The 17,468-nt window shown below is 39.6% G+C and carries 19 protein-coding genes; 2 read left to right on the forward strand and 17 right to left on the reverse strand.

What is annotated here, in order from left to right:
- Window positions 1-16 precede the first annotated feature (16 nt).
- The 8 genes from galE to G7062_RS07385 all read right to left on the reverse strand — a co-directional run bounded on the left by galE (window position 17) and on the right by G7062_RS07385 (window position 9,498).
- The gene (gene galE, locus G7062_RS07350; protein ID WP_166065263.1) at window positions 17-1,030 is read right to left on the reverse strand and encodes a UDP-glucose 4-epimerase GalE; all 1,014 of its coding nucleotides are present in this window, start codon (window positions 1,028-1,030) and stop codon (window positions 17-19) included.
- Window positions 1,031-1,039: 9 nt separating this feature from the next.
- Entirely contained in the window at window positions 1,040-2,113 is a 1,074-nt protein-coding gene (locus G7062_RS07355; protein ID WP_166065264.1) for a phosphotransferase enzyme family protein, read from the reverse strand.
- An 82-nt stretch (window positions 2,114-2,195) separates the two neighbouring features.
- The gene (locus G7062_RS07360) at window positions 2,196-3,074 is read right to left on the reverse strand and encodes a choline kinase family protein (protein WP_166065265.1); all 879 of its coding nucleotides are present in this window, start codon (window positions 3,072-3,074) and stop codon (window positions 2,196-2,198) included.
- 124 nt (window positions 3,075-3,198) lie between these two features.
- Window positions 3,199-4,128, reverse strand: coding sequence for a bifunctional oligoribonuclease/PAP phosphatase NrnA (locus tag G7062_RS07365; protein WP_166065266.1), 930 nt, complete (start codon window positions 4,126-4,128; stop codon window positions 3,199-3,201).
- Complete coding sequence (locus tag G7062_RS07370) at window positions 4,115-5,314, reverse strand: acetate/propionate family kinase (protein ID WP_166065267.1); 1,200 nt, start codon at window positions 5,312-5,314, stop codon at window positions 4,115-4,117. Before G7062_RS07370 ends, G7062_RS07365 begins: the two co-directional genes overlap by 14 nt.
- Window positions 5,311-5,625 (reverse strand): YlxM family DNA-binding protein, encoded by a 315-nt coding sequence (ylxM, locus tag G7062_RS07375; protein ID WP_166065268.1) that lies wholly within the window; start codon window positions 5,623-5,625, stop codon window positions 5,311-5,313. The genes G7062_RS07370 and ylxM overlap by 4 nt, the downstream gene beginning before the upstream one ends.
- Window position 5,626: 1 nt before the next feature.
- A complete protein-coding gene (gene ftsY / locus G7062_RS07380; RefSeq protein ID WP_166065269.1) occupies window positions 5,627-6,574 on the reverse strand; it encodes a signal recognition particle-docking protein FtsY in 948 nt (315 codons plus the stop codon).
- Window positions 6,574-9,498 (reverse strand): chromosome segregation protein SMC, encoded by a 2,925-nt coding sequence (locus G7062_RS07385; protein WP_166065270.1) that lies wholly within the window; start codon window positions 9,496-9,498, stop codon window positions 6,574-6,576. Before G7062_RS07385 ends, ftsY begins: the two co-directional genes overlap by 1 nt.
- 124 nt (window positions 9,499-9,622) lie before the next feature.
- Between G7062_RS07385 and G7062_RS07390 the strand changes: the two genes are divergently transcribed.
- Window positions 9,623-10,144, forward strand: coding sequence for a hypothetical protein (locus G7062_RS07390; protein WP_166065271.1), 522 nt, complete (start codon window positions 9,623-9,625; stop codon window positions 10,142-10,144).
- A gap of 30 nt (window positions 10,145-10,174) precedes the next feature.
- A complete protein-coding gene (locus G7062_RS07395) occupies window positions 10,175-10,612 on the forward strand; it encodes a GNAT family N-acetyltransferase (protein ID WP_166065272.1) in 438 nt (145 codons plus the stop codon).
- 30 nt (window positions 10,613-10,642) lie between these two features.
- Here the strand turns inward: G7062_RS07395 and G7062_RS07400 are convergent, their stop codons facing one another.
- The 9 genes from G7062_RS07400 to G7062_RS07440 all read right to left on the reverse strand — a co-directional run bounded on the left by G7062_RS07400 (window position 10,643) and on the right by G7062_RS07440 (window position 17,389).
- Complete coding sequence (locus tag G7062_RS07400) at window positions 10,643-11,437, reverse strand: phosphotransferase enzyme family protein (RefSeq protein WP_166065273.1); 795 nt, start codon at window positions 11,435-11,437, stop codon at window positions 10,643-10,645.
- A 39-nt stretch (window positions 11,438-11,476) separates the two neighbouring features.
- On the reverse strand, window positions 11,477-12,154 hold the full coding sequence (locus G7062_RS07405) for a 5'-methylthioadenosine/adenosylhomocysteine nucleosidase (RefSeq protein ID WP_166065275.1): 678 nt from the start codon (window positions 12,152-12,154) through the stop codon (window positions 11,477-11,479).
- Window positions 12,151-12,822, reverse strand: coding sequence for a bifunctional 2-polyprenyl-6-hydroxyphenol methylase/3-demethylubiquinol 3-O-methyltransferase UbiG (locus tag G7062_RS07410; protein ID WP_166065276.1), 672 nt, complete (start codon window positions 12,820-12,822; stop codon window positions 12,151-12,153). The genes G7062_RS07405 and G7062_RS07410 overlap by 4 nt, the downstream gene beginning before the upstream one ends.
- Window positions 12,822-13,142: a ribosome silencing factor gene (rsfS, locus tag G7062_RS07415; protein ID WP_166065277.1), complete on the reverse strand. Its 321-nt coding sequence runs from the start codon at window positions 13,140-13,142 to the stop codon at window positions 12,822-12,824. Before rsfS ends, G7062_RS07410 begins: the two co-directional genes overlap by 1 nt.
- Complete coding sequence (gene nadD, locus G7062_RS07420; RefSeq protein WP_166065278.1) at window positions 13,135-14,157, reverse strand: nicotinate (nicotinamide) nucleotide adenylyltransferase; 1,023 nt, start codon at window positions 14,155-14,157, stop codon at window positions 13,135-13,137. Before nadD ends, rsfS begins: the two co-directional genes overlap by 8 nt.
- On the reverse strand, window positions 14,154-14,438 hold the full coding sequence (locus G7062_RS07425; protein WP_166065279.1) for a YhbY family RNA-binding protein: 285 nt from the start codon (window positions 14,436-14,438) through the stop codon (window positions 14,154-14,156). Before G7062_RS07425 ends, nadD begins: the two co-directional genes overlap by 4 nt.
- Window positions 14,438-15,460 carry a GTPase RsgA gene (gene rsgA / locus G7062_RS07430; protein WP_166065280.1) on the reverse strand — a complete coding sequence of 341 codons (1,023 nt, stop codon included), beginning with the start codon at window positions 15,458-15,460 and terminating at the stop codon, window positions 14,438-14,440. Before rsgA ends, G7062_RS07425 begins: the two co-directional genes overlap by 1 nt.
- Entirely contained in the window at window positions 15,450-16,754 is a 1,305-nt protein-coding gene (gene purB / locus G7062_RS07435) for an adenylosuccinate lyase (RefSeq protein ID WP_166065281.1), read from the reverse strand. Before purB ends, rsgA begins: the two co-directional genes overlap by 11 nt.
- 143 nt (window positions 16,755-16,897) lie before the next feature.
- Window positions 16,898-17,389 carry a hypothetical protein gene (locus G7062_RS07440; protein ID WP_166065282.1) on the reverse strand — a complete coding sequence of 164 codons (492 nt, stop codon included), beginning with the start codon at window positions 17,387-17,389 and terminating at the stop codon, window positions 16,898-16,900.
- Window positions 17,390-17,468 lie beyond the last annotated feature (79 nt).

The raw sequence follows: 17,468 nt of genomic DNA on the forward strand, positions 1-17,468 counted from the left end.
ATGGTGCGCTCTTTTGTTATTTTTTGTATCCGTTTGGATTTTGACTTTGCCATCGCCATGAGTCTTCACTCATTTTTTTAAGGTCGAATTTTGCTTCCCAACCCAATTCAGTGCGTGCTTTTTCTGGATCTGCAAAACATGTTGCAATATCACCAGGACGGCGTTCTTTAATTTCGTAAGGAATTTCAACACCAGAAACATCGCTAAACGCCTTAACCATTTCCAATACTGAATATCCAACACCAGTTCCAAGGTTGTATACAACATACCCTGCAATTTCAGCAATTTTCTTTAATGCTGCGACATGGCCGAGCGCCAAATCAACAACATGAATATAATCACGAACACCGGTTCCATCTACTGTATCATAATCATCGCCAAACACAGCAAGTTTTTCCAGTTTCCCTACCGCAACTTGCGTAATGTATGGTACAAGGTTGTTTGGAATTCCTGCAGGGTCCTCACCAATAAGCCCACTTTCATGTGCACCCACTGGATTGAAATAACGAAGAATAACAACATTCCACTCTGGATCGGCTTTTGCAACGTCCTTAAGAATGTCTTCAGTCATGAGTTTCGTTGCCCCATATGGATTTGTCGTTGAAAGTTCAAAGTCTTCACGAATCGGATTCGACTTTGGTGAGCCATAAACGGTTGCTGATGAACTGAAAATAATATTCTTGACATTGTGGTCACGCATCACATTAAGAAGACCGATCAGTCCGCTTATGTTATTTGTGTAATACTCAATAGGTTTCGAAACCGATTCACCGACTGCTTTAAATGCTGCGAAGTGAATGACTGCATCAATCTTTTCTTGATCAAATACAGCAGATAACTGAACAAGATCCAAAATATTGAAATTATAAAGTGTAACTTTTTTTCCTGAAATTGATTCTATACGATCTACTGCAATTTTATTCGAATTACTAAAATCATCAACAATCACAACTTCGTGACCTTGATTCAACAATTCAATACTTGTGTGGCTTCCAATATATCCTGCACCACCCGTTACTAATACACGCATCGTTGCCTCCTATTTGTACTTACCAACTATTGCATTCATCGCATCCCAGTTTGATTCCATGTCTGCGACTAATTTCATTTGCGTACGCGCACGCACAAGATTGTGGTCGTCATACGCTGTTTTGAAGTAGGTATCACCATTCAGATAATCCGTGAGGAATCGCATCCCACACTCCAATGCCATCATTTTAGCACCTACAGCGAAATTATCCAACTCAATATCTGTAAATGTTCCGGCACCACCTTTAATAAATCCCTTTGTAAACACATCATAAAGATTCAAATCAAACGAAACTTTATCAAGGTCTTTTTCATCTTCAAGTGCTGTACTAGCACCAAATCGAATTGCATCCCCAAAGTCATCAACTGAAAATCCAGGCATCACTGTATCCAAATCAACGACACAGATCCCTTTTCCAGTCTTATTATCAAGCATAACATTGTTTAGCTTGGTATCATTATGCGTTACCTTGAGTGGCAACAAACCTTGCTCATGCAAATCCCATAATGAAGACATAAACGCTTCACGTTCAATGAAGAAATCGATATCCTTCTTAACAGACTCCACCCGGCCGGCTGCATCACGGGAAACAGAATCAGAAAACGCTTTAAAACGAACAGGCGTGTTGTGAAAATCATCAATCGTGAAGTTTAACGATGCTACAGGGAAATCAGCAAGTTGGGCTTGGAAGTTTCCAAACGCATACCCACTTTCGTAAAAATCATCAGGATTTTCAACCAAATCCAAAGACATTGCATCGTCAATAAACTGATAAGACCGCCAATAGTAGCCATCATTATCTTGTGTTAGTGAATTCCCTTCCTTTGTCTTAATAATTTGTAACACTTCCCTTTCAACATCGCCACCCTGTTGTGCAACGACATCGCGAATATGTGCTGTAACCAGCGCTACATTCTCCATAAGTGCAAGTGGTTTTGTAAAAATATGGTGATTAATACGTTGTGTTACATATTTATGTGTTCCACAATCTACGAGAAATGTATCATTAATGTGACCATTCCCAGTAGGTTTATAGGATTGTAATGTTCCTTCAAAGTCAAATTGTTTTATTATGTTAATCATGTTTTTTCCTCCATACCTATTATACTATTGTAAGCGCTAAAGAGCCACCGTATCTTTCATGAGAAAAGCAGCGACTCGCTGCTTAATTTATGGATTCTTTAAATTTTCGAAGGTTTCTTTTGAGACGTGCAAATCGATCATTACCGTACATAATAAAGTCCTCAACCTCATGTTCCTCTTTTAATGTCTCTCGAACATATCCCCATAAACTCCATAACAGGTCAATGTAGAGCTTGTTCAGATTGAATTGATGCCAGTCACTTGATGTTGGCTTATGACCTAAATATGCATGTAGAAAGCGCTCATCTTGTGCAAAATCATATGCTGATTCAATCGACACATCCGCGACATCCCAATATGGTGAATTCATCCCCCCGTACTCCCAGTCAACCAGATAAAGACCCCCATCAGAACTAAGAATAAAATTCTCAGGAAGTGGATCATTGTGACTCAAAACATCAACAATCGAAGGGTCATCATAAGCTTTTTGAATTCCTACAATATCCGTTTTAGTCGTCTCATAGTCTTGAGGTAGATAGCCCGATGCACTTTTAATCGTACGTTCGTAACGTTCAATCATCTCCAAAACATCAAATTTGACAGGAACATTTGGCGCATCCTTATGAAGTGTTTTCAGGAGATGCGCAACCTTCAATTGATAGTGTGGTTCTTGCATCATTTTTGTGTTCATAGTAATGGCACCTGGAATATGTTCGCATATCTTTAATCCCGATACATCATCAAACATTGTAAGTGGCGCATCAATCCCCAAAGGTTCAATGGCTTTAACAATCGTCGCTTCATCTGCACGATCGATTATCTTATCCGTATCTTTGCCTGGTAATCGAACGACAAAGTCATTCTCTAATGTTTCGACGCGATAATTCTTATTTGTTAAACCTCCAAGTTTCGAAACATTTTTTGCGACCCCTAGATTTAATGTATCAAATATTTCCTTCATCTTCTGTGTATTTTCCATACTTAATATTATAGCAAAGAACTCTACTTTGTTCAATAATTGTTGATTCAATATTATATTGAACAAGATGTGGTATAAAAAAGACAACGATATGTTGTCTTAATTCTTATTCAGTACTCCGTTTTGCTAAAGCAGCAATCAGCGCATCTCTTTGTTCTAAAGTAAGACCACTGACGCCCGATGCAAGTCGATGGCCCCCACCGCCAAATTCAGCAACAATATCATTAATTGTATTATTGCGTGAGCGGACGGAACCTTCAAACAATCCATCTTCTTCTTGTGTGAAGATTGCCCAAATTGCGAATTCCTCAATTCCAGACATCACATTAACAAAGCCTTTAACTTCACGGCTTGTTGAGTTGATTGCTTCGAGTTGTGTTTTATCCATCACGATGTATGAGAATGCGTTCTTAACTTGAACATTTTGAACAATTTTATTTTTTAACTCAAATACTGCACGTGGCATGGTAAACAAATCTTGATTTAACTTTGTAATATTTGCCCCTTGATCCATAAGGTACGCAGCAGACTGAAGAGTTTTTGATGATACTGCCTCAACTGAAAATCGAATCGTATCTGTCAAAATACCACTTAGTAACGTATTAGCAATATCTTCTGTAAATTCCTTATCAAAGGAACGTAAAACATCTGTTACGATTTCACATGCACTTCCCCGCTTGGTGTCGACAATTTGTACATCACCATATGGATCGACTTCAGGATGATGATCAATCTTAACAAGTTTGTCACCAAGCAAGTAACGCTCATCATCAATGCGAGGACGATTTGCTGTATCAATTACAACAGCTAAGAACACTCCCAAATCAGAAACATCGTCCATCATTGGGTAAATCTTGTAATTGTGTTCATTTGAACCCAGTAAATAAACTGTTTTTTCTGGATAATTGTGTTTAACCCACTTCGCAAATCCACATTGTGACCCCAATGCATCTCCGTCAGGATTCACGTGACGGAAAACAGCAATGGTATCGTAAGATTCAATAAGTTTGAGTAATTCTTGATTATTGTTGTTCATTATGAATACGGTATGCGTCTTGCGCAATCATGAGTTCTTCGTTTGTTGGTACTACCCAAACATCAACTTTTGATGCATCAGTACTTAATTTCATTTCTTTACCACGTGTTTTAAGATTTAATTCACGATCGTACTCAATTCCAAGACCTTCTTGGATAACATCAATAATGGATTCACGTGTTCCGCCATCATTTTCACCCAATCCAGCAGTAAAGACGATTGCATCAACATGACCCAATTGCATTGCATATGCGCCCACATACTCAAGAGCACGTTGTGCATACATTTTACGTGTTAAGATTGCACGTTCGTGACCTTCTTCAATTGCATTTTCAATATCACGAGCATCACTTGAAATACCACTGATTCCAGCCATTCCTGATTTCTTGTTGAAGATATCAAGTACTTCTTCAGCAGTTAGATTTTCTTTACGCATGAGATACGTAACGATTGCAGGATCCAAATCACCAGTACGTGTTCCCATGATTAGTCCAGCAAGTGGTGTGAATCCCATCGATGTATTAACACAGATTCCATCTTTAACTGCACTGACTGATGCACCGTTTCCTAAGTGTAATGTGATAACATTAAGCCCTTTGGAATCGCGTCCCATAAGTTCAGCAACACGTTTTGATACATAATCATGTGATACACCATGAGCACCGTAACGGCGAACTTGATGATCTGTGTAGTAGCTGTATGGTAAAGCATACATGTATACTTCTTCAGGCATTGTTTGGTGGAATGCAGTGTCAAATGCAAAGATGTGCGTTGCAGTTGGTAATGCTTCTTTAAATGCACGGTAACCAATTAGGTTTGCAGGATTATGCAATGGTGCAAGATCTGAAAGTTCTTCAACTTTTCCAATTGAATAGTCATCACAGATTACGGAACCTGTGAAATATTCCCCACCATGAACAACACGGTGTCCAGCTGCTTCAATATCACCCAAATCAGAAACAATATTTTTCTCTACAAGACCTTTTAATACAAGATCTGCAGCCATTTTATGGTCTGGAATATCAAGTGTGATTGTTTCTTTTTTACCATCATATTTAAATGTAAGGATTGAGTCATTCAATCCAATACGTTCTACAATACCATTTACAAGTTCTGTTGCTTCTGGCATATCTAAGAGCTGGAATTTTAGTGAACTTGATCCAGCGTTAACTGCTAATACTTTCATAGTTTTCTCCCTTTTTCGAATGTCTCGAGTATTGTGTTTACATCATCATTATTTAGCGCATTGAGTTGAATGAACAAGTTTTCGTAGGTCTGTGCCATCCCTAACTTTGCTTCATACTCTTCCAATAATTTCGTGGTACGATTCAAATTATCGAATACTGCCGCACGACTGATTTCTAAGATATCGGCAATTTCTTGATACGATAAATCTTCATGATAATAGTACGTGAATACTTCACGCTGACGCTCTGTCAGCAAACTCTCATAATAATCAAACAGTTTGTTAAGAAAAACTGCTTTTTCAACACCCATCTTAACTACCACTCACAAGATTGTAGAGGTAGGCCTCAATGTCAAATGGACGTAAATCTTCCATTTTTTCACCCAAACCAATGTGACTCACCTTGATACCAAGTTCATCCTTGATACTGAGGAGCACACCACCTTTTGGTGAACCATCGAGTTTCGTTACAATAAGTGAGTCGACCGGCGTTACTTCGGTAAATAATTTTGCTTGCGACAACCCATTTTGTCCCGTATTCCCATCAATGACAAGATATGTATGATCAATTGATCCGACTTCACGTTCAAGAACACGTTTCATCTTTGCAAGTTCATTCATGAGATTGACTTTATTCTGCAATCGACCTGCACTATCACAAATCATAATGTCATAGTTATTTTCTTTTGCATGGCGTGCAGCATCAACATAAACCGATGCAGCATCGCGACCTTCGTCACCACCAATAAAGTCAACACCAATTTCGTCAGCCCACACCTTTAGCTGATTACTCCCGGCTGCTCTAAATGTGTCACCACCAACAAGAAGTACTTTCTTTCCTTCTTCTTTATAATGGTACGCAAGCTTGGCACAAGTGGTAGTTTTACCCGAGCCATTTACACCAACAACTAGTATAGCATTTAGACGACCATCTGCAAGTGCGTACGGCGTGATGTTTTCGCCATACTGACGGTACATAACGTCCGCAAGTGTCTCTAAACTCTCTTCTTGCGTCATTGAAGGCTTAATTTCTTTGCGAAATGCCTTGATTATTTTTTGTGCACTTTTGAGTGAAACGTCCGATTGAATAAGCACGGCAAGTAAATGGTCATACCACGCGTCATCAAATTTTGGTTTTCCAACGAACATTTCTTTCAATTTATTTCCAAAAGTAGCCTTCGTAGAATTCAGTCCAGTCGAATACAATTCTTTGTCTTCTTTTTTAGAAAAAGACTTCTTTAATTTATCAAAGAATCCCATTATGCTTGTGCCTCCTTCAATTCAATCGCTTCATCTAACTTAACACGCAACATTGATGAAACACCTTTCGTTGGCATTGTGACTCCATACAGAACATCTGCTTGAGCCATTGTACCAGGACGGTGTGTAATAACAATAAACTGTGTATCATCACTAAAGTTGCGAATATAGTTCGCAAATCGTTCAACGTTTGCAGAATCAAGAGCAGCTTCTACCTCATCAAAAATACATAAAGGTACATGACGTGCTTTTAAAATCGCAAACAAAGTTGAAATTGCAATCAGTGATTTCTCACCACCAGAGAAGAGTCGAATGTTTTGAACTGATTTCCCTGGGGGTTGCACATCAATATCAACACCTGTATTAAGAAGATCATTTTCGTCTTCAAGAATCAACTTAGCCTTACCGCCTCCAAAGAGTGCACTAAAGACAATCGGTAGTTCCTTGTTAATCTTATCAAACATTTCTTTGAACTGAACGACCATAATTTCGTCCATCTCTTCAATAACACTTAAAAGTTTATCGCGCGCTTCGACAAGATCACCGAGTTGTTTTGTATAGAACTCAAAACGCTCACTTGTTTCTGCATATTCTTCCGGCGCTTCAAGGTTTACATTACCCAATGCATTGATTTCATTGCGAAGTTTAAGGACTTCATCACGACTCATCGCTGCATCTTCATCGTAAATATTCTCTAAAGCATAGTCGAATGTCATTTGGTATTCTGAAGACAAACGTTCCAACCCAGATTCGAGCTTGGTATTATTCTTGGTTGTTTCCAAGATTAACCCATGACGCTCTTGGGTTAATTTGTTCAAATCGGTACGGTATTGACGAATTAATACTTCTTTTCGTTGGATATCGCCACTCAATGCATGACGACGTTCTCGCAGTAATGCAAGATTTGTCGTCAACTCATCCCGTTCCATATATGCACGGTTAAGTTGAACAACAATGTCATCCCCTTGCTCTTCAGGCGCTATTTCATCGGGATTCATTTCTTCGTATTCCATTTTTAAGCGTTCGTATTTGGATCGTTTTACATCCAAGAGTGGTTCCAACTGTGCAAGCGCAATACGGCGTTGCATGAGTGTATCACCAGCATCTTTATTCTCGATATTGAGTTTATTCATCAAATTTTCTTCATTAATCAAGGCATCTTTTTTGGCAGCAATCTCTGTCTCAAGATTTTCCTTGTCACGTTTAAGGGTCAACATCGATGTATTATTTGCTCTGTTTTTACCACCGGACATGGTACCACCACGATGAATAACATCACCATCTAAAGTAACGAGTTTATAGTTGTACTGAAGACGCTTGGCGATAACATTCGCAGATTCAATCGTATCGACAACCAAGACATTGCCTAAGAGGCTGTCACGTAAATCATCGTACACTTCATCATTGATTACAAAGTCACTCGCAACACCCAAGTAACCTTGCGCATGCGTTGCAACCGTAACTGCATCATTGGCAACACTACGCGGTCTCGCAACACTTAAAGGTATAAATGTAGCCCGACCTGCACCATTTTTCTTTAGGAAATTAATGGCATTCACCGCAGCCTTATCATCATCCGTTACCAAATGCATAATTGAGCCAGCAAGCGCTGTTGTAATGGCAACTTCATAATCATCTTTCGCTGTAAACACATTTCCGATAACATCATGAATTCCAAACAGTGACGCCTTGTTGTTCATAACTGCTTGCACACCATGATTGGATTCAAACGGTCTTTCAAGTCTTGAATTAATAATATCAAGACGATTGGACAATTGATTGATTGCAGATTGCAATGTTCCAACGGATTGTTGTTGGTCAGCAATCTTGCGATTGCGCTCGTAGTTAGACTCAACCAAGAACTCAACTTCAGCACTCAACTCAGTATGGCGCTCTTTTCGGTCATCATACTCAAGTTTCGCGTCATTCATTAATGCATACATTTCTTGTGCTTTGGCTTTTTTATCACCAACCTCAAGTGTGTATTTACGACGCTCATCAATTTCAACCTTACGCGTCTCTAAGAGTCCAATTTCGCGAACATACGACATCATCAGTTCTTGTGCCTTGGATATATCTTGATCCATCTTATACATTTCTTGACGCTTAGCTTCAAGTTCGTGATCATAGACCCCTTCACTTGTTTCAATCGATGCAATCTCAGCATCTACTTTAAACATCTGTTCTTTTATCTTTTCATTGGCATCGGTGAACTCTTTGATATCACGCACTAAAACAGACACCTCAACTTCTTGAAGCATCTCTTTTTTGTTCTTATAGAGTTCTGCTTTTTTTGCAGCGCGTTTCAACGAATTGACTTGGCGTTCCACCTCATCAACAATATCTTGCATACGATCCATGTTTTCTTTGGTACGTTCAAGCTTACTAATCGACTCAATTTTACGCTTTTTGTATTTTGACACTCCGGCTGCTTCTTCGAAGATTACCCGACGTTCTAATGGTTTTGCTTCTGCAAAATATGAAATCGTCCCTTGTGAAATGATCGATAGAGAATCACGCCCTAGACCTGTATCCATGACCAAGTCATGAATATCACGCAAGCGACATGAAACCTTATTAATTAGATATTCCGATTCACGTGTATCACGATACAAGCGACGCGTCACTTCAACTTCTTCATATTCACTGTTCAACACCTTATGCTCATTGTCAAAAACAAGTGTTACTTCGGCTAAATTTACCTTTTTACGATTCTCAGAACCATTAAAAATAACGTCAGTCATGCTTGACCCACGCATCGATTTAACGGATTGCTCTCCAAGTACCCAGCGTATTGCATCACTGATATTACTCTTACCACAACCGTTAGGTCCAACAACACCGGTTACTGGATCGTCAAAATTTATAATTACTCTGTCCGCAAAGGATTTAAACCCTTGCATTTCAATTTTCTTGAGGAACATAGAAACCCCCATTCTCACCGTAGTTATTATAGCGTATATAGACTAAGAATTGAAGTTTTTAAACTGCATATTTGATTTATTCGTATCATCGTGGTATTGTTATCTATATGAGTTAGGAGGAAATATGCGAAAAAGAATCTTATTTATTGCATTTACAGCTGTCGCGCTTGTCGCAACATTCGTTGTATTGTACAGACAATTCGGTAGTGAAACAGTAGCGATGTCGCGAACTGTCGATACCGTGGATTCCGTTATCACTCACTCTATAAAATTAAGTGAAATATCAGAATTTGCTAAAGAAAATCCTGGTGAGCACGTCTTCTTACTCCGCGATGGAAACGCAGACTCCGATTATGTAATCGATACAGTCTTGACACCCCTAGCAATGGAGCAAGCAGAACGCCCGACACCTAATATCGTATCTGTTGATATGACATCGTCACAAGAAATGACGGTGACACGTTTAAAAAACATGTTTAGTGTTGATTCATATCCCGCATTTATTTATGCAAGTTATGATACCTCAAAGAATACGTTGGTGACAAAATCAAGTATTTCATTTGATACCAACAAACCAATGACAAGTGATGAACTTCGTACATGGTTCTTCAACAATAAACTTTGGACCGGTCCTTATAAATCATAGGACCGTTTTTTTATGACAAGGAGTCACTTTATGACATTTACAATTCGAGAAGCAATACAAAGCGATGCCCTATCCATCAACACCATCAATAAGGAATCCTTGGGATATGATATTTCCCTTGAACTAACAACCCAACAACTAAATGCTGCGCTGATTAATCCTGATCACACCATCTATGTCGCATTGGATGACAATACCGTCATTGGGTACATTCACTTTTGCCTTTACACCTCATTTCTTGCACCACAAGAATACTTAATAATGGAACTTGCTGCCGATACACGGTATCAAGGTCAAGGTGTAGGACGCCAATTAATGAATAGTTTGGAGCACGAAGCACAATTGCATGGTATCTCCCTTATCCGATTGGGCTCAGGCACCCACCGCCACGGAGCCCACGCATTCTATGAAAGCATGGGGTATTCCTCGACCAAAGAACAGCGCATTTTTAAAAAAGAACTTGACTAAAAAGGACATTCTCATTCAGAATGTCCTTTCTTATGCAGCGAAAAGTCTTGTAATAAGCTCAACTCCTAAAGATTCATAACGAAGATCACGAAGTCTTACCCCATAATCAATATAGTGCATAGCACGCAGAAACCAAAGAACACGAAACAGTGATCGACTTGGAATTTGTAGGGGCCGTATCGCTTGGTATCCATCCACAAACGCACGTCTTGATACATCATCGACAAGTGTGTCTTGAAACATGCCAATGCAATCTGCTGCAGCAATATCATGAGCAACCATTTCAAAATCAATCAGAACGTTCTCATCATTACTGCGTTTGATATTATTGAGCAAGAAGTCACCATGAATGACACACGTATCCAAATTGTCAAATTCTGCATCAGCTACGTGGACATCGGGCTCTATGCTGAGAAAGGCCTGTTTCAATTGGTCATAACCTGCATGTTCCTTCATGCGCCCATGAAGTTCACGCACACGAATCGATGGAAAATCAGCAGATTTCAATCCAACAATCTTCGGTGCGGCGTTGTGAAATTTTGCGAGCATTGCTCCAAGAGCACGCGGTTCAATTGCGCCAACACTTTGATAATCAACATATGGATACGCAATAAGCAACTTCTTGGCATCAACATGAATCAGCGCATTGGGATGGGTTGCTTGATAGTACATAAACTCATTATTAAAATAAGAAAACTCGGGATAGCATTTTACAAACAAACGCATGCCATATTTGAGGCTAAAACCCACAAAATGTTGATTATGAGATCTGTAGGAAGTCAGTTCAAACTCACCTTGAAATAAATCATTCAGATACGATATCATACGATGCCTCCATATAAAAAAAGAGTATTGCTACTCTTATTATAGTTTATCAACAAATAACTTACAAATTAGGGCCGAGTTCTTTGCAGCTACTGGCAAATACTCATCAAACGTAATTTCATTTCCATCTTCAAAAGTAACATCGGAAAGACCTCTTAAAACAATGAACGGTGTTTTTGATCGTTGGCAAACTGCGGCAATGGCTGCCGCCTCCATTTCGACACAGATGGCATCCGTGAACACTTCTTGAATACGTTTAAATTCAGGTTGATGTTTTGTAATAAATTGATCTCCCGTTACAATAAGTCCCACATGATACGGTTTATCCATTGTTTGTAAGACATCCTGGGCAAGGTTCACAAGCGTAGGATTACTTGAGAAAATGAATCGTGGGTCGGTGTGCGTATCCGGTCCAATAAAGAGGTCGTGATACTGTAATTGCGTCGCAACAACAATATCCCCGACTTTTTGGTCTAATTGCAAACCGCCAGCACTCCCAATATTCAATACCGCTTCAGGCTTGAATGCTTGAATGAGTGTTGAGGCAGTATATGCTGCATTAACCTTACCAACACCACTCAGTGCAACCACTACACTTTTACCACTCAATGTACCTTGCCACGTCTTAACATGGTGGACATCCACTTCAATACTATCTTCCATAAGCGCCGTCAATGCTTGCACTTCTTCAATCATTGCACCAATAATAACAATCATACAGTCTCCTTTGTAGCAACCAGGACAATTTTCTCACCTTCTGGGAGGAATCCTTCATGTTCATAATCAGTATAAACCGAAACATGATACCCTTGCGCGCTAAAACCATCAATCAAGATATGTGGATCAAACACCCACTGATAAATGGAATCAAAGGTTCCGTCGAGAAAGTTAATGACATGCACTAAGTGTTCTCCGTTAACCTCGATTTGATAAGCATAGTCAAATGCATCTGTTGAACCTTCTTCATAGTAATCATCTGAAAATTCTCGCAAACGATAAGGATGATGGCAATCAACAATGATGTGATCGGATACGCCGACCATCGTAGTGATAAACCGTTGCAAATCCTCAGGGGTGAGTATGTAATTGGTACTGTCACCAATGCACGCAACGGTATCAAACTTTTGATCACTTGAATAATCTAAAAAATCGCCCACACTGACTTTATCAGCAAGATGCGGAAACTTCACCGGAACCTGTTCGATCATTTCAGGGTCAATATCGATCCCTGTCACAGCAAATGTCGGTGCGAGCATGTTCAATACATCACCCGTTCCGCATGCAAACTCGAGCAAGGTATTGCCAACTGCATGATCTTTAACAAAGTTAAAGTAACGACGTGCCCCTGCTTCATCGTAGAATAATGCATCATAATACGATTTCATTAGATGAGATCCTGATAGAGTTTTTCAAGGTTGTAATGACCACGTTCTTCCGTTAAGAATAGATGTACAACAACATCAAACGCATCAATTAGAATCCATGTAGACTCACGTTCACGCTCGATATGCTTTACACCAAATCCAGCTTTCTCAATGGCATCCACAACATCTTCAGCAACCGCATTGATTTGTCGCAAACTTGGTGCATCCGCGACCACAAAATAATCATACAATGGGTTTTCTTGTTTAAAATCAATCACAACAATATCATTTGCTTTTTTAGCATCCAATGTTGTGGTAATAATATCTAATAATTTACTCATGGGTACTCCTTTTTCTCTGTTCATAGGCTGCTTGTTGTCGTTTCAATTGACGAAAAGCAGCGTTTAAATCAACTTTACTTAAAGCAATTAGTGCTTCATTATCATGAGGCCGTCCGCGCTCACACTTGTCAGCAATGTAAAGAATCATACCAAGCGGATGATGCGACGCCCCAGTAACATGACCGCGAATGGCACTCAACACCTGTTTATTTCGGATATAATAGCGGGTTGAGAGTTCATGGGCTGCTGCAAATCCATGATAGATTGCAGGGGCAAGACTAATTTTATCCGGATACGATGCACGCATTGCACGTGTTAAATCCTCCAAAGAATCCTCTTTGCACAGATCATGACACATCGCAGCTAATGCAATTGTTTCCTTTTTCAAACCATAATGTTCGCCAATTTCGAGCGCAAGATCACGAACACGAATGACATGTTCGGCACGAAACTCTGAGAGTCGACTTCGAATCATCACTTCCAAATAAAGCCCCTTTTCCATCATATAGCGTAGAATTGACGGCTTTGTTTGTGTTGTGTGACCGTTTCGAATGGCAGTGGAACTGACGTCCATTAATGCCCCCACAATGAGTGGATACGGGCTATCAACGATATCCTGATCGCGTGCATAGACAATGAAATTAACCTTTTCTTTTAATGTATCAAAAGACTTCCATTCATGCATTCTTGGTAATTGATCTGCGCCAATGAGCCAATCAAAGACCGTATCAGGATGCAACTTCCGCAATGCATTAACAGTGTCTATAGAGTATGAAGGGCTTGGCAGTGAGTTCTCAATTGTTTCAACACGAAAGGAATCAAAACCATAGGTCATCATCTTTATCATTGCAACTCGATCCTCAAAGGAACTCGAACCTGTTTTAAAAGGATTCAATTTACTTGGTATAAACCATAACTCATCTGCATGGCGCTGACGTAGGGCTTGTTTCGCCATTTCCAAATGACCGTAATGAATGGGGTCAAAACTCCCCCCAAACAAAATTACATGTCTCAAACTTTAATGCGACCCTTTGCGTTGTAACGATAGAAAACGACCACACGCCCTACTTTACTAATGGTATAGGCACCAAAACGATCTTCTATTTCAGCAATTAATGCTTCTTTCGTCGTTTCAGAGTTTTTTTGAATGGATACTTTCACCAAGTTATGGGCTAAAAGTGAAGCCTCGAAACTCTCAAGCAGTGTCGGTGTTAAACCATTCTTTCCTACAGATACCAACGCATTCTCATGATGGGATAAGCGTCGTAACTCTTTTAATTGATCTTTATTTAACATTAAATTATCGCCTTTCTGATGACAATCTCACACGATTTGTCAAAGTTTGTTTCTATTTCAAGTGTTTCACCTTGAATGGTAATAAAACCAATATCAAATATTTCGATATCAATTCGATCGCCCATTTTCGGCCATTTCTTTTTCTTGTATTCCGGATTGTGAATCATAAAGTCATGATCCAGCGCAAGATTGGCTTCCATCCGTTCCGGCCTAACCCGTTTTAATGGAAATGGAATGTATGAAATGACATTGACCGTTTTTTGTGGGGTTAATGTAATGGCGCCAAGATTTCCAAAAACAATGGTTTGTTTTTCATAAAGTTGAAAAACAACGGGCTTGATTGTCTTTTGTGGTGATAATGTCACCAGAGCTTGATCATCAAATTTTGCAATTAACGCTGTCTCATTGCTCAATCCTGGTGTGTCATAAACATTGCCAATTCCAGTTTCGATTTTGAGAACGTCTGCAGTCGTCGATGCAACTGGAGAAACCGATAAGTCTTCATTTCCCAGTAGTGCATTTAAGAGCGATGACTTCCCTGCATTAACACATCCTACAAAAGCACAGTCATCATTTTCTAAATATTCAAGCATGGGCTCAAGTGTCTGACGTTTAAGCGCTGATACAAACATAACTTCCATCAGTTCAACATCTTCATCGCGAAGTGAGCGCATGAGTGATTGTTCAAGTTTATTATTCGATACACTTTTTTGAAGTAGATCACGTTTATTAACAACGAGAACAACTTTTTTATTACGCAACGAGCGCATCAATCCTGTGTGCAAACTTTGGTTTAAATGCATAATATCGATAACCCAAAAAATATTCCCTTTGAAATTATCAATGAACGCTAATGTTGCACCATCATCAACTTCCGCCTTAACTCGTTTAAAATCACGATAGTGTCGTAATCTAAAACATGATTGACAGTAATCGTTATCGAGTGAGCGCGCATAACCACGGGCATCACTATTATCAATTTGTAAGATGCTTCCGCAACCAATGCATTTCTTATTTTCCATGGATTCCTACCCTTTCAAAGATTGTATCAACTTGTTTCAAAAAGAAATCCAAATCAAAGCAATCGTTCAGCTGTTCTGGTGTCAAGGTCGCTGAAATTACCGGTTCCTCGCGAACGAGTGTTCTAAAATCAACATGCGTACTATATGCGGTCATCGCAAGGGGTTGAACCACATCATAGGCATCCTCACGGCTGAATGCACCTTGATCGATTAGTACAGTCATAACACGTTGTGCGAAGATAACGCCATGGGTTAAGTTAATATTGGCCAGCATACGCTCTTCATAAACGACCAAACCATCAAGTATACGATTGAAACGATTTATCATGTAATCAAGAAGCATGATGGCATCTGGAAATATAATACGTTCTGCACTTGAGTGCGAAATGTCACGTTCATGCCACAAAGCAACATTTTCAAAGGCCGTAACCATATAACCACGAATAACCCGTGCACAACCACTCATATTCTCACTACCAATCGGATTCCGTTTATGCGGCATTGCTGAAGACCCTTTTTGGCCTTTATTAAAGAACTCTTCCAATTCACCGACTTCTGTTCGTTGTAAGTGACGAATCTCAGTGGCCATCTTTTCAATTGATGTCGCAATGAGCGCTACTACTGACATATAGGCAGCATGACGATCACGTTGCAAGACTTGAGTTGAAATATTAGTTGAAGTCAAACCCAATTTCTCACAAACATAATCTTGAACAAACGGTGCCGTGTTCGCAAAGTTTCCGACTGCACCACTGATTTTCCCTGCCTCGATATCGCGTCTCGCTGTTTTAAAGCGTTCAAGTTGGCGTTCCATTTCGTCATACCATAACGCAAACTTCAGTCCAAAACTTGTTATGTCAGCATGGATCCCATGAGTACGACCAATACACGGCGTATTTTTATAACGTATCGCTTGTTTTTTTAGTGTCGCAATCATTGCAACAATATCCTGTTCAAGAATGTCATTGGCACGTTTATAAATTACACCGTATGCAGTATCGACAACATCGGTACTTGTTAGTCCATAATGGATCCATCGTTTTTCATCGCCCAGTGTTTCACTTACAGCACGCGTGAACGCAACAACATCATGGCGTGTTTCTTGTTCAATTTCATATATTCTCGCAATATCGAAAGATGCATTACGACGCAGTTTTTCCATATCTTCATGGGGAATAATGCCCTGCTTCGCAAAAGCTTCAGCAGCATACAGTTCAACGTTGAGCCACGTTTCGAAGCGAAAGGCATCCGTGAACAAAACTTGCATTTCCGGTCGTGCATAGCGATCTATCATAATTTTCTCCTGACTTTCATAAGGTCCGATGGAAGCACATCATCCAACCAAAATCAGGCAGAATTAAATGCTTCATATCACCTACCAATTATACAGAAAAAACATGCAAACATCAAAGGTCAGCATGCATTCTGCATTGTTTATCAATCAATCTTATCCCGTTGGTAGTAAATCGCAAAGAAATCTTGAAAATCAGTGGGTTTGAAGTCCATTTTCATCATGCGCCAATACTCATAATCGTTAAATGTACGCTTCGTCAATGGAACAAAGAAATTGTAAGTTTTTAGCTGAACCACAAAGAATTCCAGTTGATGTGTAGCATAGAATCTCTGGTATGCGTGGTCAGGATCAACGAAGCCGAAAGTTTGATTGTCAGTTCTGCACAATGCGTACGCACTGTCTTCCCACAACCACATTGGAAGTCTAAGATTGCCATCATATTCCATGGGTTGGCATGTATCGGTTGCTGGTCTCGGACGGTCAAGATGATAACGAACCCCAGCTGTTATCGTAGTAAATACAACAGCCATTGAGCACATAAAATAGATACAACGTCGCAATATTTTTCGATTCTTAAGCAATCGATAGGCACAATAAGCAACTAAAAGATTTATGATTATAAATAATGTTCGCATGAACTTACCCTTTATCTTCCTTTAAGTAAAGCATATCAGACAAATCGGTTTTAATTTATGACAGATTGTCATATTTCGT

This window comes from Erysipelothrix sp. HDW6C (assembly GCF_011299615.1).
In the GTDB taxonomy this organism is placed as follows: Bacteria; Bacillota_I; Bacilli_A; order Erysipelotrichales; family Erysipelotrichaceae; genus Erysipelothrix.